Origin of the sequence: Olivibacter sp. SDN3, from assembly GCF_014334135.1 — a bacterium.
GTDB lineage: Bacteria > Bacteroidota > Bacteroidia > Sphingobacteriales > Sphingobacteriaceae > Olivibacter.
This window is the reverse complement of the sequence record NZ_CP060497.1, coordinates 3,422,271-3,448,805: the sequence shown is the minus strand read 5'-3', so window position 1 is coordinate 3,448,805 and position 26,535 is coordinate 3,422,271. Positions and strand designations below refer to the sequence as shown.

The window sequence follows — 26,535 nt, the reverse complement described above, 5'->3', positions numbered from 1 at the left end:
TTAATTGTTGGTCAATTTAGGTAATGAATTCCACCATTTTTTTAGCTTTCCCTTTAATGTTCCGGCTATTTCCGGTTGGTCTGCTAACAAATCCCTGGTTTCATTTTTATCTGCCACAATATTATACAACTGTTGATTGCTGCCATCACTGTTCATCAAAAACTTCCATTTTCCTGATCGGACGGCTAAATTAGGGCTCCTATCTTTTCCCTTTGGGTAATTGAAAGCGATGTCATTTCTTCCATATTCCCAGTATATTTCTTTTTCCCGCAGTGAAGGCTGCCCCAGAAAGACGGCGCTCCTATCAACGCCATCGCCCTCATAAGCGCCCGGTAACTCCACATTTGCCATAGCGGTCAGTGTGGGAACCAAGTCGATCGCGCTGACTTCGGATATTTCGTCGGTCGTACCAGCCTGGATACGACCCGGCCAGCTGATGATGAAAGGCATCCGCGTACCCCCTTCATATAAGGATGCCTTAGAACCCCTTAGCCCCCCTGCCCGACTTCCCTGAAAGCTGGGCAGTGGTCCGTTATCACTGGTAAAAATAACAATAGTATTTTCCGCCAGGCCCAACTTTTCCAAACCTTCCATTAATCTGCCTATCTGTATATCATATTCTTTTAAAACAAATTTAAACGTAGTTTCCCCCTCCCGGCGCGTTAAGTCTCCATCAGTTGCCTCCCGGGATTCACGGGGTACCCAAGGGGTATGCACATCATCCGGCCAAAGATTGATAAAACAAGGCTTTTCTTTATTTCTCGCCAGGAAATCCAGGGTTTTATCCACAAAATACATGCTTCTATCCCATCGCTTCACACTATCCTCATCAGACCATATCCAGTCCGTAGCCGTAATCAAGGGGTCAGGCTCTGGGCTCTCATAAGTACTTACATGTTCGTCATAGCCATATTGATCAAAAGCTGGAGCATTATCCACGTCTCGTCCTCCCCCAAGGTGCCATTTCCCAAAATGCGCGGTAACATAGCCCGCCTGCTTAAAAAAGCGTGCCATAGAAGGCGCCTGCGGATCTAGAAAATCAATCTGCTCGGCCTTTCGGTTATGTTCCCTGTTATCCAGGTAAGTCGAAAAGTTCCATCGGCCGGGATAGGTTCCCGTTAACAAGCCTGCTCTTGACGGGGAACAGATTGGCGCTGCACTGTAATATTGTGTTAACTTCAAACCATTAGCAGCTAAACGATCAATGTTCGGCGTCGGCACAAAGCGCCCCCCAAAACAACCGATATCTCCAAATCCCATGTCGTCCGTTAAAATGACAATGATATTGGGCTGAGCGCTATCCGGCTCTTCCCGATTCTTATGACTGAACAATATGCCTATCAGGAGCATTACTCCCAAATATGCTGTTAACTTTCGACGTACACTAAAAACATGATGTATATTAGTTAATATTTTTTCCTTCATTGTCAATTAATTTAAACGCATCCTTACTCATTTTTTATGCGGTAAGCCCGTATACCCCTCCTCAAAGCTGTTCTCCTATCAATAGGCGCTTGGTGGTGTCATCGATGATCGACAACTGTTACCTTACAACCGTAGATAATGGCTATTATTTTTTGTCCCGCTCTGCTCTTATTTTGAGAATCTCGTCATAAGGCATCACCCCGGTTTCTTTAGCCCATTCGTCGTAACTTTTAGAAAGCTTAGCAACCACCTCCGGCATAGCTTCCGACAGGTCATTCAGCTCCGAACGGTCTTTTGGAATATCGTATAACTCCCAGCGCGCACCTCCATCCGGCTCAAAGGCCTTTACCAATTTAAAATTGCCTTGTCTCACCGCAGCATTGCCTTCATGTTCCCAAAAAATGGGTGCCGTATGAATAGGCGTTTCTTGTCCCGAGAATAAATGTGACATACTCTCTCCCTGTAGGGGTACGGTCTCTTGCCCCTTATATTGTGTTGGATATTCAGCCACCGCAACGTCAGCAATGGTGGCCATAATGTCTTGCAGGAACCCATATTGGTCGGTAAAGCTACCCTGTATTTCTTTTTGGATCTTTTCGGGCCAATGCACTATGAAGGGCGTATTGATCCCTCCCTCATGTACCCAATGCTTATATCTCTTAAATGGCGTGGCAGAAGCATTGGCCCAGGACTGGCCATAGCTCAATAAAAATCCTTGATCGGTACCCAAAAGTTCTTTTTTTCCGCCACCTAAATCCCCGCCCTCAGCACAGGCGCCATTATCCGTCAGAAAAAAGATCAGTGTATTATCAAGCTCACCTAAATCTTCAAGTGTTTTTATCACCCTACCAATATTCTGATCCATACGGTCCACCTGTGCAGCATATATCGCCATACGATAGTCCATTTCATCCTGCTGTTCGGGAGTTAAGCTATCCCAATCGGCACCATCATCCGGACTTAGTGTTGTTTCTGTACTTACCACCCCTAACTTTTTCATACGCTCCAAACGCTCCCGACGGAGTTCTTTCCAACCTTTTTTATATTTTCCCCGGTATTTGTCAATATCCTTTTCCAGTGCATGGAGAGGCCAATGCGGACTGGTATAGGCCAGATACAAAAAGAAAGGCCGCTCCGGTTTGTCAGCACTTTCTTCTATAAAGCGCATGGCGTAATCGGTAAAGGCATCCGTCATATAAAACTCCGTACCTTCCGGTTCAACTGGATCATTCATAAACGTCAACCCACGCTTTCCTGTGGGATTAAAATAGTTAGCTCCTCCAGACAGAATACCAAAATATTTATCAAAGCCTCTTTGTAAAGGCCATTTATCTTTATCATGATAGCCCAAATGCCATTTGCCGGCCATAAAAGTTTGGTAACCGGCATCTTTGACTACCTCGGCAATGGTAAGCGACTGGTTATTGATATCGCCTTGATAGGCCGGCGAACCGTAATTAAAAGCCGTACTATCTTCCGGATCATTAGTCATATGACCGATTCCTGCTTGATGTGCGTATAAGCCGGTCATTAGAGAAGCCCTACTGGGACAGCATCGCGCATTATTATAAAATTGCCTGAAACGCAAACCATTGAAAGCCAATCGATCAATATTAGGCGTTTCAATTTCTCCTCCGTAACAGCCCACGTCAGCATAGCCCATATCATCGGCCATAATGAGCACGACGTTTGGCCGCTTATCTTGCGCCCTGAGCGTAAAGGAATGTAGCAGAAGGGTAAATCCTATAAAAAAAGATAATTCAGCTTTCATGTTTAACCGTTTATTTTTTATTTTCTTTTAATAGGCACATCCAGGGCGGCACCTTCATCCCCTTGTTCGACCATCCACTGATCCAGTTGATCAATATATTGCTTAATTAACGCTTGGTGTTCGGGGTGCTCAGCTAAGTTCTCCAACTCATAGGGGTCGTTCCGTATATCATAAAATTCAATTGCCGGTCGATTTGCAATCCTGTCAACAAGCTTTTTATCGCGATCGCTATCTGCAGCTTTTTGCACCCAAGTTGTCCATGCCAATCGGTCATTCTGCGTATTCATCATATACTTGATGTAATAACTTGAATCCGGTGTAAGATTTCGAATAAGCTTGTAACGGTGATCACTTATGCTTCTTATCGGATAAGGCGGACCTTCCGGTATATTGTTATGAATGCCATAGGCTACTTTTCTGTGTTCTTTGGTCTTTCCATCCAAGACTCCTTTAAAACTCCTTCCATCCAAAGCATTTATCGGATCCGCTCCAACAATATCCACCAAGGTAGGCGTGATGTCTTCATATTGCACAATGGCATTAGTTTCTGTTTTTGGCTTTACCTTACCGGGCCATTTAACGATCATGGAGCTCCGTTGCCCATTATCAAATAATGTCCATTTTCCACCGGGAAATTGCGGTCCCTGTTCACCAAGGAAAATAACGATGGTATTATCGTCGATTCCCGTTTCGGCCAACAGGGCCATCACGTCTCCAACTTGATTGTCCAATCGACGCACTTCGGCAAGGTACTTGCAGAACTGGGTTCGCGTCAGCTCCGTATCCACCCAATGTGGTGGCAATTTAAGCTTATCGGGATCGAATTCACTTGGGTCTCCTACCGTCCAAGGTGCATGAGGGTTAATACTCATCACGAACAGGCAAAAAGGATCCTCTTGCCGGATATACTGTCGCACACTATCCAAGGTATAATCGTCTGTTTCTGATACGCAGTTCGGTTCAAAGCCAGGAACGATATCGAAGGGAAAAACTGCGACCGGTTTCGTCATATGATCTTTGCCTGTCAAGCCTACCCGATAGCCTGCTTGATTGAGATAATGCACTACACTTTTTAGGTCTCCGTAAACGGGTTTATGATTTTGATAGGCGCCGTGCTTTACCGGGTAGAGGCCAGTCAGCAGCGATGCTCTTGTCGGGATGCACATGGGTTCAGAAGCGATGAGCGAGTTGAATTTCAAGCCTTGAGTGGCCAGCTCATCGATATGGTTGGTTTGAATATTCTCCCCTCCATAACAGCTTAGCTGCCTTGAATCAAGGTCGTCGGCCATGATAATCACAATATTAGGACGCTCACTTCCTGTAATCTTCGATTGATCAACAACACTATTTTGTGCAGACGCAGAATGAAGAAAAAAACAGGCGATAATAAAAAGATACTTGTTCATACACTTTTATTTAGATTCGAATCGGCAAATTCCAAGGCAAAAAAACCATATACCCTTTCAAAGGTAGCTAAAATCGATAGGACTACCTGATCAGAATTTGGCATATTTGTCTTGTTAAACCTAGGCAATTCATGATCAATTACGATATAATTCATTATTGTTTGATGTTGAATAAAAATCCGCCGTGGCCCTTACATCCGGCTTTAGACGATTTTCCTCCCACTTTACCGGAAAAATCGCCGGTCGACATGTCTTCGGGAATCTAGTTCCCATAACACCTCGTGGATTAAAAAACGTAGTCGACCACCACCCTCCATTCCTATCTTGAAAAAGATTGTTATGCCCACCTTCCAAAATAGCTGGATAACGCACTCCGTAAGGTCCATAGATGTGGTCTGATTCTGCAACAACTACATCATAGCTATGCAAGGTTTCACCGGGCTTTTCATTTCTCAAATAGGTATATCCACCCGCTGGTAAAGGTACAGACCAGACCGTTTGCAGCAATTGATATTTACCATGGTGCTTAGTTAACCATACGCCTTCAATATAAGGTTCTTTAGGATAGGGCGTTTCGTCAAGACGCTTAAAAGGCTCGGCAATGTCAGTGAGGTCGTCTTTCATGCGGGCAATATAATGATTGTGTCCGAGAAGATAAACGCTGCCGTCGTCATCCTCAAAAGCGCTGAGATCGATATTATCGAAAATCGCCTGCTGTTCGTTCCCCTTTATATTGCGGTAAGGCCCCTCCGGTTTTCCAGAAATGCTTTCCAATACAAAGGAGCCTTTATCACCATTTAAACAAGCGATTAGAAGCCATTTCTTTTTACTTTTAATATAATGTAATTCGGGCGCCCATACCGCACGGTACATCGAGTCGAGCGGATCGCCATTTAACGATACGCTGCCTTCTTTGATGGGCTTACCAGCTTTTTGCCAAGCCGCGGCATCATCGTCAAAAGACCATATTCTACCTAAAGGCTCCCAATTTTTAAGATCTGGCGAGCGCCATAAGTACAAGCCATCATTGTAATCCCAACAATGCACTTGTCCGGGAAATTTACGTCCCGGTGTAGCTGTTGTACCTGTTAAATAATAATTGCCATCAGGTCCATAGGTAACATAAGTGTCCCGCATCCACACATCCAATAGAGGTTTCACGGTTGGAGGAATGGTAAGTGCAGTGTCCCCTATCGGCGCGTGAGGATCGCTGAAACTTTCATTATTATCGAGATGGACCTGTGCCCAACAGGTAATTAAAGAGAAGACCAACAGAAATGGTATGAAAAAATATTTGAATGCCGCCATTTTACTGATATTTTTTAAAATCTATTTAATTATAGCCGCTGTTCTGTACGCAAAGTTTATTCGCCTGAATTTCAGACTGTGGAATAGGATATAATACTTTATCTGGCGTTGCCAGATCAGCCGAAACACCCCTTTCAATCGCTGACGATAAAAAAGTTCCCTGACGAATTAAATCCTCGCGACGTTTACCTTCCGAAATAAACTCCCATCCACGCTCGCTAAATACTGCTTCCCGAAAGCCTTCCTGTGTTCCGGCATCGGCCAAAGTTAAATCCCCTAATCCTGCCCGTGTCCTAACCTGATTAATCAGCGAAAAGCATTCTTCCGTAGGACCGGCCAATTCATTTAAAGCTTCTGCCCGTGTTAACAAGATATCCGCATAACGCAAAACCGGTACATCGTTTCCGCTATTATTACCTATCGTCGCGTTGTCCCAATATTTAAAGCTACGGGCATTATCATCTTCGAGAAGGTCTACCGTTACATTATTATTGTTGATGTAACTTGTGCAGATCAATGATCGTCGCAGATCCTCCTCCGCCATGCTATTAACAAATGCAGTACGCAAGCGGTATTGCGTAGCAAAATTAGACATGGAAGCCTGATAGTTGAATTCAGGTAGTTGGGGAGTACTTGTAAATCCCGGTGGCAATGCGCCTGCCATAAACCAATTACCGAAACCCGCCTCGTTTCTACAGGGCAATACCAACATCATTTCTCTATTGCTCATACCCTCATGCTGTACCTTGAACAAATCTTTAAATGCATACTGCGTAGTACTATAATAGTTGAAGTCGATCACGGCTTTTGCCGCGTCCGCAGCTTTCTGCCATTGCTTCGTATTCAAGAAAAACTTGGCTAAAATGCCGTTTGCATTTCCCTTATTAAAACGTCCGAAAGCCTCCTCCTGCCCGGGGTCAGGTAAATCTGGAATAGCAGCGACAATTTCTGATTCAATAAAGGCTTTCATCTCTTCATCCGTTGCCCTTGCCAAATCACCTGTTTGCTCTGAAGAAAGGCGAAGCGGAACCGGTCCGAAACTATTGTATAAAATGGCATATGCCTGTGCCCGTAGCATCCTGGCTTCAGCCAGAAAAAGCTTTCTGGTTTCTTCCGTCGTGTTTACACCATCAATGTTTTCTATCACACCATTGGCATCCCTTATACAGCGATAGTTTGGTGCCCAAAGTTCTCCTTGAAAAATAAATATGGTAGGATCCCAAGAAAAATTAATAAAATGTATAAGCTGCCCGTTCTCCGCTCCACCGGAATTGAACGCCATATCAGTAGACACTTCAGCGCTATTGATCACAAACCTTGAATTCTCCTGTGTTTGTTGTTCTGCATATGCAGAAAATAACAATGACTTCATCCCTGCTTCCGAAGTCAATACGTTTTCGGGTGTCAGCTCCGCATTGGGGGTCACCTCAAGCAGATGACTGCAAGACACAAAACATCCCATCAATAGGAAGAAGCTTATTAAATATATTATCCTTTTCATCTCGATCGTGGTTTTTAATGTCATTATCATATTTAAAATTGCACGTTTAAACCTGCTAAGAATGTACGTGTCAACGGATAGGAATTATAATCGACACGCAATATATCATCCCCAATTGCATTTACCGCAGGGTCTGCACCTGAATAGTTAGTAAATGTGTGCAAATTCTGTCCGTTCACAAATAGTGTAGCCGTACGTACAAAGAACTTCTCGGGCAAAGGAATTTGGTAAGAGAAACGTACCGATTGCAAACGCAGATAAGACGCATCTTCAACAGTTTTATTGGTGACTGGTCTTGCGCCCTGCACATCCCCAGGTATAAATGACGGATATTCATTGCTTGGATTTGCTGCCGTCCAACGGTTCAGATACAATTCGGCCAATTTATTACGACGAAAATCTACCGGATAATAAGAGTCCATCAAACTGCTATTCAGCATCATAGCACCTTTTGAGCCCTCAAAGAAAACGGATAGTCCGAAGCTTTTATAGCGCATGTTTACATTAAAGCCATAATAAAAGTCTGGTAATGAACTGCCCAATATGGTACGATCATTGGCATTGATCACACGGTTATTGTCCATATCGCGATACTTTAAATCGCCTGGTCTTACCCCAGGTTGCGCCAAAGAGAAATCATCTCCTTCCTGCCAAACACCGTCCACGATATATCCATAGAATGAACCCATAGATTCACCAGGCTTTAAAATGCTATACTGGCCAACATTACCCGGCCCAGAACCGATAAATTCCTCTACGTTACCTAAACTTAGTATTTTGTTTTTTAATGTTGTGATGTTAAAACCGGCATCCAGGTTAAAGTCCTGATGTTCAATAACCGTCCCATTTAAGGAGAACTCCACACCTGTATTTTGCATGCTGCCTACATTTTCCGTCCGGCCACCAAAGCCTGTGCTTAGCGGTTGAGGCACATTATAGAGCAGGTTGGATGTTCTTCTATTGTAATAATCTAAAGTACCTGATATTCTAGCATTAAAGAGCGCAAAATCAACACCAAGATCATATTGATTAGCAGACTCCCATCTTAAGAACGGATTCGAACTTCTCGTAGGAGCAATAGTGTTAATGCGTTGCCCATCGAAAACAGCCATTCGACCTTGCGCATAGGTGGAGAAATACAGGTAATTGACATTCGGTTGATTTCCCGTCATACCAAAACTCGCTCGTACTTTTAGGTCATTCAGAAAAGAGACATCCTGAAGAAACGATTCCTCTTTGGCTTTCCAGGCAAATGCCGCAGAAGGAAAATAGCCAAAACGTTGTTCAGAGCCAAAACGAGCTGAACCATCTGCCCGGATTGATCCGGTAAATAAATATTTACCGGCAAAACTATAATTTACCCGGCCGAGGTATGAAAGTAAAATATTTTCCTCAGCCCCGTTATCCACACGATTTAAAGTTGCATCCCCCCATCCAATACCGTAATAGGTCAAGTCGGATAGCGGAAAATCACGGGAGTTCGCTAGCAGCACGCTGGAAGTATAATATTCATAAGTAGAACCTACCACGGCAGACAGGCTATGGTCTCCAAAGGTCTTGTTATAGTTTAAGGTCCCTTCCAAGAGGTAATAGGTACGCTTTCCATCTCTGGCATCCGCATAGCCATTATAGGATGCACCCGTCAATGTAGATGGGTCTATCCAAAAATTCCGTTGCGAAATATTGATATCCGTACCCACTCGGGCTTTTGCCGATAGTGATGGAAGAATAAAGTATTCGGCGTAGAGATTACCGAAAGTCCGATAAGTGGCACCATCAGTATACTGTCCATTAATTACCGCCAACGGGTTATCCATCGGCGCCATTAAAGGTGAACGAAAATAAGAACCATCTTCACCATAAGCGGGAACCGTAGGGTCATAATTCTGTGCCATATACAAGGCACTCGCATTGTCATTAACACCCGTTCCATTCGCATTGTAGCGGTCTTTGATATAAGCCGTAGATAAATTAATACCAATATTGTATTTCGAAGAAACACCCGTTTCCAGATTGACCCTTGCGTTATAACGCGTAGTGGAAGAGTTTAGCATAATACCCTCCTGATCAAAATAGCCGACCGATACATGGTACTTCGTTAGGTTATTACCACCGCTAAAAGCGACATCATGACTTTGGATGGGTGCATTCCGTAAAAGTAATGCTTGCCAATCCGTATTATGATTGATTCCTTCAACAGGTTGAAAGGTATTCCTATTTAGTTGCCCCTCATCTATAATTCCATTTATCGCCGAGCTGTATTCCTCACCAGTCATATAGCGCTGCGTATTGGCTACTTGTTGTTGACCGTAACTCGCATCATAAGCTACCGTTATTTGGCCATCTTTACCTTTTTTAGTGGTAATAAGCACTACACCATTTGCACCACGTGAGCCATAAATAGCCGTTGCGGATGCATCTTTGAGTACCTCGATGGATGCGATATCAGCTGGGTTAAGGGCGTTGAGTGGCGTGCGGTTATTGGGATTGTTCGTTGCGCCGCCAACACTTGCAGGGCCAATAGCTGCCGCATCATTTACGGGCATACCATCGATTACATACAAGGGCGCGTTATTCCCCGTGATTGACGTAATACCACGAATCTGTACACTCATCGCTGCTCCCGGCTCGCCGCTCTTCTGATAGATCTGCACGCCGGGTGTGCGGCCTTGTAAAGCTTGTTGCATGTTCATATTAGCTCCTTTAGTCAGATCTTCCGCTTTGACCGATGCAACAGACCCGGTAAGATCACTTTTAGCTACGGCGCCGTAGCCGATCACGACGATTTCGTCTAAAGCCGTACTTTCGGCGATTAAGGTCACCTCTACTTGTTTTTCTCCATTTAAGGCTAATTCCTTTACTTCATACCCTACAGAACTAAACCTCAGGACAGCGTTTTGTGAAGCAATTTGTAATGAAAAGCGCCCTTCTCCGTCTGACATCGTTGCATTTGAAGTTCCCTTCACCGTCACGCTGACACCTGGGAGAGCCTCTCCCTCTCCATCCAATACTCTTCCTGTCACCTGCGCTTGTTGAGCAGCAAGTTCCTGCATCTGTACAAACAGCAGACATATCCATATCAGGTATTTAAGTCTGCCTATTGACTTAATTGATCTCCATTGATTCATCATATTTACTATATTGGTTAGGTAATAATTTGTCAAAAAAAGCCCTAAGGATTCGGCTGAATCCGTTTTTTAGGCATGAATATGTATTATTGCAACCTGTCAGTTATTTGCAGGCCGAGATGGAACAGCTTCCGGATGTGAGGCCAATATCTCTTTCATTTCAGCTAGAACTGAAGGATTATCAGCGGCTATATTTTTTATCTCTACAGCTGAATCTTGATAATCGTACAATTCGTATTCTGCTGATTCGATTGGTTCTCCTATTTTTTTCCATTCCACCAAACGGTAACGATCTGTACGAATAGCTCTGCCCAAACGTCCGCCGCGAGGAAAGCAATGATAGGCATGATCGCTGATTTTAGCTTTGGGATTTCGAAGTACGGGCACTAGGCTGGTACCATCAAAGGGCTGTTCAACACTTGGTTGCGAAAAGCCGGCAAGTTCTACTAATGTCGGATAAATATCTACAGTTTCTGCAAGCTGTGAAGTTACCGTACCAGGCTGCGAAACACCCGGGGCAATAACAAGCAAGGGAATTTTGTTAGCCAGCTCGTAATTGACATGCTTGGTCCAGATTCCCATTTCGCCCAGATGGTAACCATGGTCTCCCCAAAGTACAACAATGGTGTTTTCATCAAGCCCAGACTCTTCCAAAGCCTGTAGCACCTTGCCAATCTGGGCATCCACATAGCTGACCCCGGCATAATAACCATGAATAAGTTTTTGCTTCAACTCGAGCGGAAATGGATCCTGCTCCGACGACGGTCGTACGGGTTTATATTGGTCTATTTCAGTATCACGTTTTACGGCATAAGGCGGAGCTCCCTCGGGTGCTTTCTCATAAGTAGGCATCGGAAGGTTTTCCGTCTGATAGAGGTCCCAATATTTTTGGGGTACAGAAAATGGGAGATGAGGTCTGGCAAAGCCCACTGCAAGGAAAAAAGGCTGATCACCTTGCTTGTTCTCGCTGAGCTCCTTAAGCCGTTTAGCCGCCCGGGCCGCTGTTCGGCCATCCGCATAAGCATCGTCAGCAACTTCCGGCGACTCCCAAGCCACTCCACGCGGCAGCCCTTTTGCGCTTTGATTTGAAAACAAGGCCTCCTCCCTAGTGAAGCCCTCCTCCTTACTGGCCGGATCGACATATTCTATGACCAAATCCTTATGGTGCGGCACGCTCCAGGATCCCTCATCATTATAGGTACCGTGTCCGATATGGAATACCTTACCCATTGACTCGGTGTGATAGCCCTGCTCTTTAAAAAACTGGGGCAATGTCGTTGCTTCCGGATAAAAATCACGAAAATTCTGACCGAATCCATAAATGCCCGATGACGATGAACGGCTTCCCAGCATTAAATTAAAACGAGAAGGCGCACATACCGCCTGATTAGCATAAGCCATATCGAAACGCATCCCTTTAGCCGCGAGCCCATCCATGCTCGGTGTTATCGCAATCGAATCACCATAAGTGCCCAAGGCCGGTTTTAAATCATCTATCAAAATAAACAGGATATTGGGCCGCTTATCATTGGCTTTCTTATCAATGGCGCATCCTGATAGCGCGAAAACAGCTATAAATAAAAGTGCTACTAAAGTATTCAGGTCGCTCTTTTTCAGGTTCTTTCTTATCATATTAATCAATAATTTACACAATCAGGGGATAGGGCCATTGACGCAGGTTAGCGATATTGCTTTGGCCATTTCAAAGCTAAAAAAAAGAGAATGATATATTCGATCAATTTTTGGTCTATTTGTCTCATCTTCTCTCCACAATTTTAAGCCGGGACCGGTATCACATCGCAAAATATTAAGCACGCAATTTAATTATGGCATATTTTCCAAATTTTGTTTTTCTGAATCGTTAAATAAGCAAATCATTTCATAATTTTTGCACTTCGTCCGGTCCCGGAATTGCATAATCCAGGTCTTTAGCACGGATATCGATTTCGCCATTATCTAAAATCTTTACTTCTAACGGGACCAGCGTTACCCCCTGTTTATTGATCGTGTATGCATTATCGCTTAAATCCTTCGTTTGTATACATTCCCGCTCCAATGGTGGTACATTAGCATTAAAAAACGCCGTGCACCACCATTTACCATCCTTATCCTGAAAAGGTGTACCATGTCCTAAAAATCTGCCGACGAACTTACGTGGCCCATAAGGTCCCATAATGGAATCTGCAATAGCATAATACAAGTTATAGCTCCCTTTTCTACCTTGATTGGTAGACCACCCCGTTCCGAATAATACATATTTGTCGCCTATTTTCAAAACAGTGCAGCCTTCATGCCCAATACCGGGCTCTTGTTTGCCATTAGGCATTTGCCTCAATGTACTCGGATGAATGGCTTTCGGTTCCCCTATAAACTGCGTCATATCTGCTGTCAATTGCACGATTTTAGTATTAGCCCATATCAGATATACTTTACCATCCGTATCCTGAAATAGCGAAGGATCATGTAAATTGGCAGCCAAATCGCCTAGCGGGAAAGTATACGGCTTTTGGAGTCTTTTGCTGGTCGTTAGGGCTAGGTTCGATCCGCCCTTTACCGGACCGGGAGTAGTATGGATCAACACCCATTTATCACCTACAACATGCAATTCCGGTGCCCATAAGTGCCACCTCCCTCGGGAAGTATTCTTAAAAGCTGTCGGCTCCTTTTCTGCCCAATAGCCATCAGACAAATCAAATGGTTCACCTACATAAGTCCAATTCGCCAGATCCTTGCTTTTCCAGACCCTTACAGCCCATCCTACCCTACTGGAATCGCCCAGACCCACATTATATTTGGTGTCATCGTCAAATTTTACCTCAGGCATTTGCGTGGTCCCAGTAAGGTAATAGTAGTCATCGGACCCCAACACGATATAAGGATCCCTTATCCATATATCATCTTTTACCAAAACGGCCTTCTCATGCGATTTTAAAGCGCTTACTATTGCTCCTGTATTTTTTTCTTGAGATTTAGCCTCTTGTGTCAGGCAACTGATAACGACTAACCAGAGCATTGTTGTTTGAATTTTTATACACATCCTTCTATTAAAATTTTTACTATTACCTAAATTCAATATTTTTCTGTCTTTTCCATTAACGACTTGGCATTTGTAGATTACTGTCAGATGGATAATTTTGGTCCTATACAAAAGAGGTTATATTTTGTTGATCACATGAATCAAAAGTTGGTTGAATGATCTCACAAAAATGGCGTCTTTCTATACAAGGTATTACCTAATTCGTAAAAAAGGAGACAAATCATCCAAAATTTGAACAGAATCATCTTTCTCTTCTTCTTTTATTTGCAACAGCGTCAAATGACACGAAGACGGTCGATTATTTTCCTGGCAATAAGCTGATCCAATACATAAAAAACCAATAACTAAATTATTAAGAGCATGATTAAAAAATTAATTATTCCTTATGCGCTGGCATAACAGCATTGGGCCAAGCGCTCATTTATTTTATCCATCTCAAATAGCACAACCAAATATATTCCATTTGATATAATCTAATACCAAAACCAAAAACTATGTTTATTTTCAAGAAAAGTGTGGCATGCTGTCTCTTTTTAAGCAGCTTTTTTTTCGCCATTCCCAGCCACACAAAGGAAAAATTATCATTAGCCTATGAAATCCAAGAAAATCTCATTACGGGAACAGTAATCTCCGTTACCGAAGAGCCGCTACCGGGCGTCACCGTTTCCGTAAAAAATAAGAACAGGGTAATCCTGACCGATGAAAACGGAAAATATGCTATTAAGGCCTTGGAAGAAGATATACTCGTATTTACATCTATTGGGTACGAAACCCTTGAAATACCCATTGAAAAAAGACTTGAGGTAAATGTGACGCTGACAGCTCTTCCACAATCCTTAAATGAAGTGGTTGTTGTGGGTTATGGCGAACAGCGTCGAGCCGACGTAACTGCGTCTATTTCCACCGTGACCTCGGATGAGCTCACCGAAAGCCCGGTACCTACCCTTTCACAGGCACTTATTGGGAAGACAGCAGGGGTTACCTCCCGGGCGCCAGACGGACGTCCCGGAGCAGAAGCAAATATTCAGATCAGAAACCTCGGGACACCACTATATGTGATAGATGGTGTTCCCTCGGGTGCCCAGCAGTTTAATAATCTAAACGCAGAGGATATTGAAAGCCTTTCTATTCTCAAAGACGCCTCAGCTGCGGTATATGGGCTCCGTGCCGCGAATGGCGTTGTACTTGTGACCACGAAGAGCGGTGGAACAAACCGTGAAAACACGATAAATGTCAATGCCTATCATGGTTGGCAGAGCTTGTTCCGATTTCCAACACCAGCCAGTGCGGCAGATTTTGTCCGCGCCAATGCGGAAGCAGACATCAATGAGAACGGCTCCTCCAACTGGACACGCGATGAAGTAGCGAAATGGCAGCAAGGCGTACCGGGTTATGAAGGTTTTGATTGGTCTAGCTATGTCAAAAGTAATGCCCCGCAAACCTATGCCAATATCAATACCACAGGTGGCTCCGAAAAAGCGAATTATTATGTGTCGCTGAGCCGACTGAGCCAGGATGCCGTTTTTGATGGCTATAACTTCAACCGGACGAACTTACAAACCAATGTCGAAACACGTATAGGACGATCCATTAAAGCAGGCGTCCGGATAAATGGGAAAATAGAAGAACGCGATCTGTTGGGCTTGCCGGGCTCAGATGATTATTTCCAAGCTTTACTTGGTCAATTTAGAAATCTCCCCACAGAAAAACCCTACGCTAATGATAATCCTGCCTATCCGGCGACAAATAATAATTTCGCAAGCAATTACGCTACCTTTCCCTATTCAGGATACACTAATATTCTCAGGAGAACCTTACAAACGAGCTTTGATGTGGAATACAAATTTCCCATCGAAGGCCTGACCGCAACCGGGATGTATGCCTTCTTTTATAACAATCTGTTTGAAAACATTTTTGAAAAAACATTTGATACCTATACATATAATGCCCAGAATGAAGAATATATGGTTACCGGTGGACAGCAAAACCCCTTTCGTTCACGCAGCAATGGCTATATTGTCGATAATGTTTACCGTGTCCAACTTAACTATAAGCGCACTTTTGGTAAGCATGATGTAAGCGGATTGGCCGCTATGGAAGCACAGGAACGCTTAGACAATCTATTCTTTATCCGTTCACAACCGACGACCAATTATATCGATCTGATCAATACATTTAACGAACTCCAGGCGGTAGACGATAGGGTTATTGAAGAAGCGCGGGCAGGTTTCATCTTCCGAACGAATTATAGTTTCGATAATAAATACCTATTGGAGGCCGGCGGACGCTACGACGGTTCGGGCTTCTTCCCAGCCAACGGACGTTGGGGCTTCTTCCCCTTTGTCACCGTCGGTTGGCGGGTATCCGAAGAAAATTTCTTTGGTGGCAAGGATAAGCGCAATGTACTGACCGATCTGAAATTCAGAGCGTCTTATGGGCAAACGGGTAGTGAGGCAACAGGTGTTGGCGCATTTTCTTATATACCCGGTTATAACTGGAACGTCGGCAATGCCTATCTGGACAACGAGCTGGTTACCGGCATTGTATCCCGTGGTTTGCCCGTAACCACATTGACGTGGATAAAAAGTACGATGACGAATATAGGTGTTGATTTTTCTCTCTGGAACAGCAAACTTAGCGGAAGTTATGAAGTATTTAGAAGAGACCTCACCGGTTTGCCCGCCTCTCGCTACGATGTACTGCTACCCGTTGAAGTGGGTTTTGGCCTGCCACAGGAAAATCTCAATGCTACACGTACGTTAGGAATGGAAATGACCTTAAACCACGCCGGTAGCACTGGGCAATTCAACTATTCCATTGGTGTTAATGGAACATTGGCTCGCTTGCGAAACTGGTATACCTACAGGCCTCGCTTTGGCAATTCATGGGATCAGTATCGAAATTCAACCGAAGATCGTTGGGCAAGAATTAATTGGGGTTACGAATATATCGGGCAATTTCAATCCGAAGAGGAAATCGCCAACTACCCCGTCAATATAGACGGTCAGAATAATACCACCTTAATGCCTGGCGATTTTATCTATAAGGATCAGAACAATGACGGTGTTATTGACGATCTTGATGTCCGGCCTAATGGCTATAGTGAAGGCAATCTACCTTATCTGAATTTTGGTCTAAATGCTTCATTGGCTTATCAAGGTTTTGACATAAGCTTTAATTTCGCTGGTGCCGCTATGCAAAGCCGGGGACGCGCTGCAGAGTTAAAAATGCCCTTTCAGAACGATTCCAATTCACCTGATTTTTTATTTAACGACCGCTGGCATCGCGAAGATATCTTTGATCTAAACAGTCCCTGGGTACCCGGCACCTATCCAGCATTAAAAAAATCGAATAATGAAAGTAACCAACGTGCGTCGTCTTTTTGGTTCAGAAATACGGCTTATCTCCGGCTACGCGACGTACAGATAGGCTATACATTTCCCAACAGGTGGCTTACGCCCGTAAAAATTACCAAAGCCCGCCTGTATGTCAATGGATTTAACTTATTTTCTATCGACAATGTGCGCGATCTCGGAATCGATCCTGAAACGCAATTGAATACCGGTTTAGACTATCCTTCCGTAAGGATATATAACGTAGGTATGAACCTAACCTTTTAAATCAGCAAATATGAATATCAAGAGAAAATTATTGATTTGCCTTTTATCTACTACCGTACTCATGTCTTTATCAGGCTGTAAAAAATGGTTGGATAGAGAACCCACGGAAATTCTGTTGGAAGACGAAGTATGGGGAGACCCCGAACTGGCCAGATCCGTATTAGCAAACCTATATAACCGTCTGCAACCCTTTGGTGGACTAGAAGGAGGAAAGCTATCACCAACTGATGTAGATGAGGCGATGTGGTCAGGTGGTTTAGGTGGTAATAATGACCGGAATACCCGGGTAAATTATCCCTACAATATCAAACAATATTGGGATTATGGATTGATCCGGGATGTCACACTTTTTCTGGAAAATATCGAAGCTTCAACACTTATACAAGGCGAAGATAAGTTGCAGCTGCTGGCTGAAGGACGTTTTATTCGTGCCTTTATTTATTTTTTGCATGTGCGGAGCATGGGCGGCGTACCTCTTATTTTACGGACCTATCAATATAGTGGACCGGATGATGTAGCGGGCATGCGTGAACCGCGGAGTACTGAAGCTGGTATATATGATTTTATTGCAAGTGAACTGGACGCGATACAAGACCAACTGCCCCAGAGCGCCAGTAGCAGAACGCGGGCAAATAAGTGGACTGTATTGGCATTAAAATCCAGGGCCATGCTATATGCAGCGTCTACTGCGAAGTACAACAATCTGATGACCGATCCGATTCTTACTGCAAATGGTGAAATTGGCATTCCTGCTGATCGTGCAGCTGCCTATTACGAACAATCTTTGTTGGCTTCAAAAGAAATTCTGGAACAAGGTCCCTTTGCGCTGTATCGGGAGAACCCAGACCTTACACAGAATTTTTATGACCTTTTCACGAACAAAAACAATAATCCAGAGATTATCTGGGCTTTTGATTATACCCTAGATGGAAAGTATCATGACTTTACTGTGGAAAATATCCCCCGCTCATTAAGAGAAAGTGCTTCCGGTGGAGCAGGCGTAACCCCCTCTCTGAATATTGTTGAAGCCTTTGATTATCTCGATGGGTCTTCAGGCACGCTAAACACCCATACAGCAGATGAATCCGACTATATCTACTATGATCAGTTGGAAGATATTTTTGCCGGAAAAGATTATCGGATGATGGGCAGCATCATTACCCCAGGATCATTGTTCCGTCAACAGGAAATGGTCATACAGGCAGGTGTCATGGAATGGGACGAAACAGCACAACGGTACATGACAAGAACGTCGGGCAACCTAGGCAGCTATTTTTCCGATGGAGGTTTTCTGGTCGGACCGGACGGACCATTGCCCAATGCCGCAAACGTAACCAATACAGGTTTTTATATAAAAAAATATCTGGATTCGAGAGTGGGTTCTGGCCAAATCGGTCAAGGCAGTGATCTTTGGTGGATCCGCTTTCGTTTAGGTGAAATATTGCTGAACGCTAGCGAGGCGGCCTTTGAGCTTGGTCTAACAAACGAAGCGCTGACGTATGTTAATCGACTGCGGGAGCGTGCCGGCTTTGAAGCTAATAGCCTGCAATCATTAACAATAGCGACCATACAAAAGGAATTCCAAACGGAATTAGCATTTGAAGAACACCGTTTCTGGGATCTAAAACGTTGGCGTATTGCGCATGAGGTATTCGACGGCAATCGGCAATCGCCCCACACCATGATATTTGCTTTATGGCCCTATCGTGTCGTACGGCCGAATGATCCCACAAAGCACAATAAATATGTATTCGAAAAAAGGATAGCTCCAAGATTTACGCAACCACGTAATTTCCGTTTGGGTAATTACTATTCGCTTATTCCCCAAGATGCCTTGAACAGCAATCCACTATTAACAAGAAATCCTTTCCATTAATAATCAATCTGAAACGTAATGCATAAAATCACTTATTTTCTATTCGCTATAATATGTCTAAGTGGATGTGAAGTAGATAATTACGATCCGCCTTCAGCCCCGCTAAATGGTAGGCTAGTTTTTGAGAATCAACCTATCGGTATCAGACAGGGCATCAATGTATTGCAATTATATCAACCAGGCTTTGAAAATGCTGACCCTATTCGTGTTAATGTCATGCAAGATGGCAGTTTTTCATCGATGCTTTTTGAAGGGACTTATAAAATGGTTAACATCGCAGGTAGTGGCCCTTGGGAAAACAACCCCGATAGCATTACCATCAATCTGAGTGGGGAGACTACAGTAGATATCCATGTTACACCCTTCTTTTCTCTTAATGATGCAGAATTTTCCATAACAGACGGTATATTAAGCGCGAGTTGCCACGTCAAAAACAACGTATCCGGCAGACCGCTGGAGAATGTGTCATTATTTATTGGAAAAACCACGTTAGTTGACCATGTTTACCGTTTAACGCCTTCATCACCGGAAAGTTCGAAAATAGCCTCCGAAATCAATATGGAAGAACGGGTTATCTTAAGTCAAGACCTTCAAGCGTTCGAAAACGAAGCGAATTTGTTTGCCCGAATAGGAGTGAAAGCTGTAGGTCATCCCGAAATGATCTATTCAACGGTATGGAAAATCAGGTAACCATTCGAAAATGTTAAGTTTTTATTTCATCAAAATTTAACTACTTTTAGGCAACCGGTACCTAGGAAAACACCATTCCTTATCGGTGGCGTAAAAACCAGATATTAACTGATATCTATCAAGATCCTATTAGTTAGCGTTGTTTTGAAAATTAAAAAGCAGATTTTAATAGTGTTTACGTTTATGCTGGCGAGCTTTCAGGCTAGCGGAACGCATTATTATTTCAAACACTATCAAGTGGATGACGGGCTGTTGCATAATAACGTAACGAGTATCATTCAAGATAAACTGGGTTTTATTTGGGTGGGTACCCGTGGTGGGCTAAACCGCTTTGATGGGCATAACTTCAAACATCATATCATTCCCTCGAACAATTCCGGCGCAAACTATATCAGGATAGTTCGTGAGGATAATGATGGTTTTATATGGGTGGGCACGCAAATGGGATTATTCAAATTTGATCCAGTATCCGAATCCTTTCGGCAGTTCAATCTACTTCCCTTTCTAAACATCCGTGATCTTAAAATTGATAGCAAAAATAACCTATGGATTATTGCTAACGCAAACTTATACAAATACGACCAATCCTCGTCAAAATTATTGGCTTTTGATTTATCGCTTACCGCCTTTGATATTGATAACGAAGGAAATATTTGGTTGGCCACTATAGCGGGCGATATTAAAAAGCTCGATGCGCAACATCATCAAACCAGCGATATCCCTTTGGCCAGTAATGAACCTTTTAAACATCGTGCGGTTACGCAGATAAGGCATTTTGGTAATAATCTCCTCATAGGCACCATGCGTGGTTTATTTGCTTATGATAGCCGTACTAAGACCACCACCAATATACTTTCCAGAAATGAATACGGGGCAGATATCTATGTCAGGGAAATTCATACGGATGGCACAACACATTACATTGCTACCGAGTCGGGCGTATTTATTTACGATGTTGCTACCAATCATACCACCCATTTAAAGAAAATTCCGGGCGATAGCTATTCGCTAAATGATAATGCCACATATACGGTGTTTGCCGACAAGAATGCTGGCGTGTGGGTGGGAACTTTTTTTGGCGGGCTAAACTATTTCTCCCAAGAGGCCGGCTATTTTGAAAAATATTATCCACTAAACACGGCAGGTTCCATCTCGGGTAATGCGGTGCGTGAAATCTGCGGCGATAGTTCGGGAAATATCTGGATAGGCACCGAAGATGCCGGTATCAACAAATTAGATGTAAGTACCGGAAAATTTACGCACATCAATCACCAAGACCCCAATACGGGTCTTTCCTACCCCAATATCCATGGTTTGCTTGTAGAGGGTAATCATTTACTTGCCGGTCCTTTCATTCACGGTTTTGAAGTCATGGACTTCCGTACCGGAAAAGTAATCGATCGGCATCCATGGATCAGGTCGGAAAAGAATGACATCAGTGGCATGGTCATGTCTATATTTAAAACCGCTGATCAACGCATTTTAGTCGGCACCACCGGAGCTGGGCTACATGAGTATCGTCTAGATTTGCGGAGCTTATCGCAAATAAAGCCCATACCCGGTAACTCATTTGTATATGCGATAGCTGAAGATCACCATGGAACAATATGGACAGGAAGTCTATATAATGGGGCCTTTTACTTCAATCCAAAAACCGGTGAACATGGCAATATCAGCTTTAACAAGGTAACTGATACCGTTAAAAATTATTATACGGTTCAGGGCATCTATGAGGATAACCAAAAATCGCTCTGGTTTGCCACAGAAGGCGGAGGTTTAGTTAAACTCGATAGTACAAGAAAATTAACCAAGCGATTTACAACAGATGAGGGCTTTCCAACAAACAACATCTATAGAGTATTAGAGGACGATTTCGGGAATCTATGGATCAGTAGCCTTAAAGGTTTGATATGCTTCAATATACTGACCGAAAAATTTCATGTTTACACCAAATCCAACGGATTGATTACTGATCAGTTTAATTATAACTCGGCTTATAAGGATAAAAATGGCAAAATGTATTTCGGTACTGTTAAGGGAATGATCGCCTTTGTTCCCGAGGATCTCCTCATTAAGAAGAAAAGCCCTCCTCCAACCTACATCACTAAAATACAGATCAACAACAAAGACATTCTCCCGGGAGATTCTTCTTCCCTATTAAAAAAATCGATGTTATTTACAGACTCCATCGTACTGAATCATCGTCAGGCAAGCTTCAATATAGAATTCGCGGCACTTGACTTCTCTTCACCTGAGGTTGTCAAATACAAATACCGATTGGAGGGTCTGGAAAAGGAATGGACCTATCTTTCCGCTAATCGAAAAGCCTACTTCACGGGCTTACCGGCGGGTGTTTACCATTTTGTCGTACAGGCAGAAAGTAATGTTGGCTACTGGACAGGTGAAGAACAGCACCTTACGATCACGGTACTACCTCCTTTTTGGAAAAGCTTACCGGCTTATCTGCTTTACGCAGTGCTTGTTATATTGCTTGTTTCCCTCGCCGCCTATGTTTATCATCAAGGGATTAAACGAAAGAACCAACGCCGATTGCAACTATTCGAACTGGAAAAAGAGCGAGAGGTTTACCAGGCAAAAATTGAGTTTTTCACCAATATCGCCCATGAAATACAGACACCCTTAACCTTAATAAAGGGGCCGGTAGAATGGGCCTTGAGCCAGATCAACGATACCGATACGGTGCAGCGGAACCTCCGATTAGTGGAGAAGAATACCGATCGATTGGTGGCACTTACCACGCAGCTATTAGATTTCAGAAAAATGGAGATCGATCAGTTTGGTCTGAATTTCGTATTACTGGATATCAATCAGATATTGCTTAACTGCGTAAATAATTTCAGGTCGCAGATCGAGAAGAAGCAGTTGAAATTAAAACTTTTGCTGCCTGATCCACACCTCAAGGCCCCTGTGGATCAAGAGGCTTTTATCAAGATCGTTAGCAACTTGTTATCGAATGCCGTTAAATATGGAAACCACCATCTAGCAATTCGTTTATTTACTGTGACCGGCGATTCATTTAAGATTAGCATTACCAATGATGGTGAGCCTATTCCCCCTATGTACCGCAAAAAAATATTTGAGCCTTTCTTTAGGATTCCTAGCCATTTTGCCTTAAAGGGAACCGGCATCGGTTTATCTTTAGCTAAGTCATTAGCTGAATTACATGGAGGGCACCTGGAAATTATGGAACATGCGGAACAATTGACCGTTTTTGAATTGACTTTACCGCTAGATCAACAAATAGCCTTTCAGCTTAATGTTAAAGAAAATTTGAATGACCATGAAAGAAACATTATTGATAATTGATGATCAAGAAGACTTATTGGAATTTCTAACGGAGATACTGGGCAGCCAATACCAGGTATTTGCGGCTATTGACGCAAACAAAGCCCTGGAAATATTGCGGAACCAGATCATTCATCTGATCATCAGCGATGTCATGATGCCCGGCCTAAATGGTTTTGAGTTGTGCCAAATGCTTAAAGCTAACATCGATTATTGCCATATCCCCGTTATCCTCCTAACCGCCAAAAACAGTTATCATGCCAAAATTGAAGGATTAGAAACAGGAGCAGATGCCTATATAGGAAAACCTTTTTCACCTAAACTTTTGCAGGTTCAGGTGGTCAACCTATTGAAAAACAGATCAAAAATTAGGGAGCATTCGGAGCGCGTGCCTCTTGATCACTTCCAGATGAACTTAACTTCGAGGTCTGATGAGGTGTTTCTTCAAAAGCTAAACGACTATATCTGTAAAAATATGGACAACCAACATCTAGGCGTAGAAGAATTGGCCGAACATATGAACATGAGCAGGCCTACTTTTTATCGAAAGATGAAATCAATCTCCCAGCTATCACCCAAAGATTTTGTCGACCGGATCCGGTTGAACGCAGCTGCAAAACTTATTGCCGAAAATGACTATAAAATCTTTCAGATCGCCAATAAAGTAGGTTATAGCTCACAAAGTGTTTTCGGAAAAAACTTCCAAAAACACTTTAATCTATCGCCAAAAGCTTATATAGACTACTTAAAAGAAAAATTAGGTTAATGAGCTCCAGTTTAACTAAATTGCAACAGCGTTTATCGTTTCCAATTAACGTCGTAATCACATATGGTATAAAAAATGCTTTCAGATGCGACAGGCTGTGTTCGATCGCCCCCCTTTCCCGAGGTTAGCGATTGCAATTTAATATATTCCTTCAGTATGTTAGGCTCTTCGTGGTATTGTTGCTCAGGTAGCGTTCTGTGGATAAACTGATTTTTTGTTTCATCAAAAGTATAATCGTCGGCGGCCACTTTCCGAAAATGGTTTTCTTTAATTGCCAACAGATCTTCCCAATCTTGCCGATAAGCCTCACCTTCTTCCCGCCGGGAAAATTTATCAGTTCCGAGATAGTCGCCACTTAAAGACAGTATATTTTCGCTGTTCTTCTCCACGCTTACGCTAAACTTTTCCGAAGGAAAGACTGGTGCATTATAGATGAATATAAAATCATTATAACCACTATCAAGCGCATAAGTCATTGTTGTTTCTGCTGTTGCTCCATAACCATTAAAATCTTCCACAAGCTGTCGAAATTCAACTGTTTTCGGACATATTTTGATCTGGTGCACATAAGGAAATTCGAAGCAATTTGCGCCCTCGTTAAAAACACGGTACAGACTGTCCTGATCGAAGCGCACAAAAGTCTGATTTTCCTCAAAACCTATAAAGTTTATACGGGCTCCGCTTCTTATACTCTTATTTTGATGGGCGTACACTTCAAATGGATTCGGTTTTTCAGGAGTAAACGTGATCATTTCATTGGCATACTGGTAATCTCCAAAAATGGCAGTAGCATATCCATAAAGCAAAAATTTACCATCGTCAAATAAACAAATCCCCCCGTGAGCACCACCATATATACCGCTCAATTTATATATGGTATTTAGTTTATTGTTCGCTATGGTGTCTGTCTCCTGCGCATAGGTTATATTTCCTATAAGCAAATAAACACACCAAAAAAACCATTTTATCAACTTACTCATCTTAATTTCAGTGCATCACATTCATCCATATGAACAAGTTAGCGTTATATGCCCGTTGGACAATGTATCTGCGATTACCAGTCGCAAGATATGAATTTTCTGAGACTGCCCCATACGGAGAACACTTCAAGAACTTCCTATATATCTGCCGGGGCTCCCTATGATCTGTTTGGTTCTGTAAGTCTATGCCACAAACCAGTAACAGGCCTGGCAAGGATGGAAGAAAAATACCGTAGCAAAAATTAGCTCGACTACTTTAGAACGGCACGCATAGTTTTCTGTTACCTATGAGTTTTCTGTTACCTATGAATCATTATAAAGATTAAGATATTAGGGAAGACCGAAAATAGCAGCAAAAAACCTACCTCAAAAGCTTACAACAGGAGCGTCACGTGTAAATGCCACCTCCTTTTCGATTACCTTTTTGCCTTTCTGTTTTATGCTTATCCTATATCTGCCATAATAACCTCGAAAACTATACTCCCCCTGATCGCTAAGCTTATCCGAGATGTTTGTTTTCCAATCTTTATTAATCAGTTCATCCAACACCCCGTACACCGGCTTTTTAGAAAAATCATTATTCAATATCCCACCATTAAATACATCTTCGCCCTTTACGGCCGTGCCGTCAACCACATTCCACCAAATAATGGACTCTACTGCAGGATGGCTAAACCACAGCCGGTAATAATTGCGCGTGAGCTTTGCCTGGTACGCCTGGCCTTCTGCGGTATTAGGCATCGCGGGAATGGTTATTTCGGAGACGTGTATGGGCAAATTATAAGCTCCGTAGAGATTTAAGGCATCGGTCAGATCCTTCGGGCGCATGACTTTCCCGGCAAGTACGTTATCGCGAACGGCCTCATTGAAAAAATGATACTGTAAGCCAATGCCATCGATTTTTGCTCCCCGTTTCAAGAGATTATCTATCAAAAGGTTATACGGACTGTACTCATGCGGATTAAGCCAAACACTGGTCACTTCATTAATAAATAGACGTGTGTCTGCAGGAAAATATTTCTCAGCCATCTTAAACGACTTATACACATAATCTTTAGGCATGATTACCTGCGGAAAATAGTGCAACATTTCATTGACCACATCCCAAGTTTTAATTTTATCACCGTAGCGCTCGGCAATGATTTTAATACGCTCTTCCATCAGCTCTTCAATTGCCGCGGTGTCTTTCGGCAGCCAATCAGGTACCGAATGTGTGGGATTATTCCAGATCAAGGTATGGCCTTTCGGTGTTTGCTGATGCGTCTGGCAAAATTCCAGCACGGCATCCGGTGCCGGCCGGCGATAAATAGGTTCACTTCCCTTTTCAAAGCGCCGGTCTCCCTGCTGTGGCTCTAAGGTTTTCCAATAAAAAGGAACGGTAGCCAAATTGAATAGCGAATCAAACACTTGTCCGTATTGCTGATCTTTCTCCGCTTCTTCAAAGCCGCCTACCATAAAAGCATTTGCACCGAACAAAAAGTCATGCCTCACCTGTTCGATCGTTATCTCGGCATCACCTTTGGCCAATCCATCTAACTTTAGTACGAAATCACCTTTACGATTTTTTTCTATTCCTTCTTCAATCTGTTGCTCCACCAGCGGATCGCTCCATAGCGAATCCACCTTTTCCTGTTGCGCATAACTAAGCTTTGCGACTAAAAACAATAAGATCATTAACTTCTTCATCATTCATTATTTAGGTATTATCATTTGGTTTGTTC

The 26,535-nt window shown here is 43.1% G+C and carries 16 protein-coding genes; 6 read left to right on the top strand and 10 right to left on the bottom strand.

Annotation, left to right across the window (positions count from 1 at the left end; genetic code table 11):
* From H8S90_RS14230 to H8S90_RS14195, 8 genes are all read right to left on the bottom strand, one after another.
* The gene (locus H8S90_RS14230) at window positions 1-1,425 is read right to left on the bottom strand and encodes a sulfatase (protein ID WP_255501613.1); all 1,425 of its coding nucleotides are present in this window, start codon (window positions 1,423-1,425) and stop codon (window positions 1-3) included.
* Between the two features lie 145 nt (window positions 1,426-1,570).
* Complete coding sequence (locus H8S90_RS14225; RefSeq protein WP_187338530.1) at window positions 1,571-3,196, bottom strand: arylsulfatase; 1,626 nt, start codon at window positions 3,194-3,196, stop codon at window positions 1,571-1,573.
* A gap of 17 nt (window positions 3,197-3,213) precedes the next feature.
* Complete coding sequence (locus tag H8S90_RS14220) at window positions 3,214-4,602, bottom strand: sulfatase (RefSeq protein ID WP_187338529.1); 1,389 nt, start codon at window positions 4,600-4,602, stop codon at window positions 3,214-3,216.
* Between the two features lie 135 nt (window positions 4,603-4,737).
* A complete protein-coding gene (locus H8S90_RS14215; RefSeq protein WP_187338528.1) occupies window positions 4,738-5,910 on the bottom strand; it encodes a family 43 glycosylhydrolase in 1,173 nt (390 codons plus the stop codon).
* Between the two features lie 25 nt (window positions 5,911-5,935).
* On the bottom strand, window positions 5,936-7,411 hold the full coding sequence (locus H8S90_RS14210; RefSeq protein ID WP_255501612.1) for a RagB/SusD family nutrient uptake outer membrane protein: 1,476 nt from the start codon (window positions 7,409-7,411) through the stop codon (window positions 5,936-5,938).
* A 32-nt stretch (window positions 7,412-7,443) separates the two neighbouring features.
* Entirely contained in the window at window positions 7,444-10,542 is a 3,099-nt protein-coding gene (locus tag H8S90_RS14205) for a TonB-dependent receptor (RefSeq protein ID WP_255501611.1), read from the bottom strand.
* A gap of 96 nt (window positions 10,543-10,638) precedes the next feature.
* Window positions 10,639-12,171: a sulfatase gene (locus H8S90_RS14200; protein ID WP_187338527.1), complete on the bottom strand. Its 1,533-nt coding sequence runs from the start codon at window positions 12,169-12,171 to the stop codon at window positions 10,639-10,641.
* A gap of 247 nt (window positions 12,172-12,418) precedes the next feature.
* Entirely contained in the window at window positions 12,419-13,552 is a 1,134-nt protein-coding gene (locus H8S90_RS14195) for a family 43 glycosylhydrolase (RefSeq protein WP_255501610.1), read from the bottom strand.
* A gap of 518 nt (window positions 13,553-14,070) precedes the next feature.
* Here H8S90_RS14195 and H8S90_RS14190 point away from each other — a divergent pair.
* The 5 genes from H8S90_RS14190 to H8S90_RS14170 all read left to right on the top strand — a co-directional run bounded on the left by H8S90_RS14190 (window position 14,071) and on the right by H8S90_RS14170 (window position 23,834).
* On the top strand, window positions 14,071-17,196 hold the full coding sequence (locus H8S90_RS14190; RefSeq protein WP_187338525.1) for a TonB-dependent receptor: 3,126 nt from the start codon (window positions 14,071-14,073) through the stop codon (window positions 17,194-17,196).
* Window positions 17,197-17,206: 10 nt separating this feature from the next.
* The gene (locus tag H8S90_RS14185) at window positions 17,207-19,072 is read left to right on the top strand and encodes a RagB/SusD family nutrient uptake outer membrane protein (protein WP_187338524.1); all 1,866 of its coding nucleotides are present in this window, start codon (window positions 17,207-17,209) and stop codon (window positions 19,070-19,072) included.
* Between the two features lie 18 nt (window positions 19,073-19,090).
* Window positions 19,091-19,762: a DUF3823 domain-containing protein gene (locus tag H8S90_RS14180; protein WP_187338523.1), complete on the top strand. Its 672-nt coding sequence runs from the start codon at window positions 19,091-19,093 to the stop codon at window positions 19,760-19,762.
* Window positions 19,763-19,906: 144 nt separating this feature from the next.
* Window positions 19,907-23,089, top strand: a complete 3,183-nt coding sequence (locus H8S90_RS14175) for a two-component regulator propeller domain-containing protein (protein WP_222852095.1) — start codon at window positions 19,907-19,909, stop codon at window positions 23,087-23,089.
* Entirely contained in the window at window positions 23,064-23,834 is a 771-nt protein-coding gene (locus H8S90_RS14170) for a response regulator (protein ID WP_187338522.1), read from the top strand. Before H8S90_RS14175 ends, H8S90_RS14170 begins: the two co-directional genes overlap by 26 nt.
* Before the next feature lie 32 nt (window positions 23,835-23,866).
* Here H8S90_RS14170 and H8S90_RS14165 read toward each other — a convergent pair whose 3' ends face one another.
* The gene (locus H8S90_RS14165) at window positions 23,867-24,814 is read right to left on the bottom strand and encodes a hypothetical protein (protein ID WP_187338521.1); all 948 of its coding nucleotides are present in this window, start codon (window positions 24,812-24,814) and stop codon (window positions 23,867-23,869) included.
* 90 nt (window positions 24,815-24,904) lie between these two features.
* On the opposite strand from H8S90_RS14165, the gene H8S90_RS14160 reads away from it, so the two are divergent.
* Window positions 24,905-25,060, top strand: a complete 156-nt coding sequence (locus tag H8S90_RS14160) for a hypothetical protein (protein WP_187338520.1) — start codon at window positions 24,905-24,907, stop codon at window positions 25,058-25,060.
* A gap of 120 nt (window positions 25,061-25,180) precedes the next feature.
* Here H8S90_RS14160 and H8S90_RS14155 read toward each other — a convergent pair whose 3' ends face one another.
* A complete protein-coding gene (locus H8S90_RS14155) occupies window positions 25,181-26,503 on the bottom strand; it encodes an endo-1,4-beta-xylanase (protein WP_222852094.1) in 1,323 nt (440 codons plus the stop codon).
* Window positions 26,504-26,535: the final 32 nt, after the last annotated feature.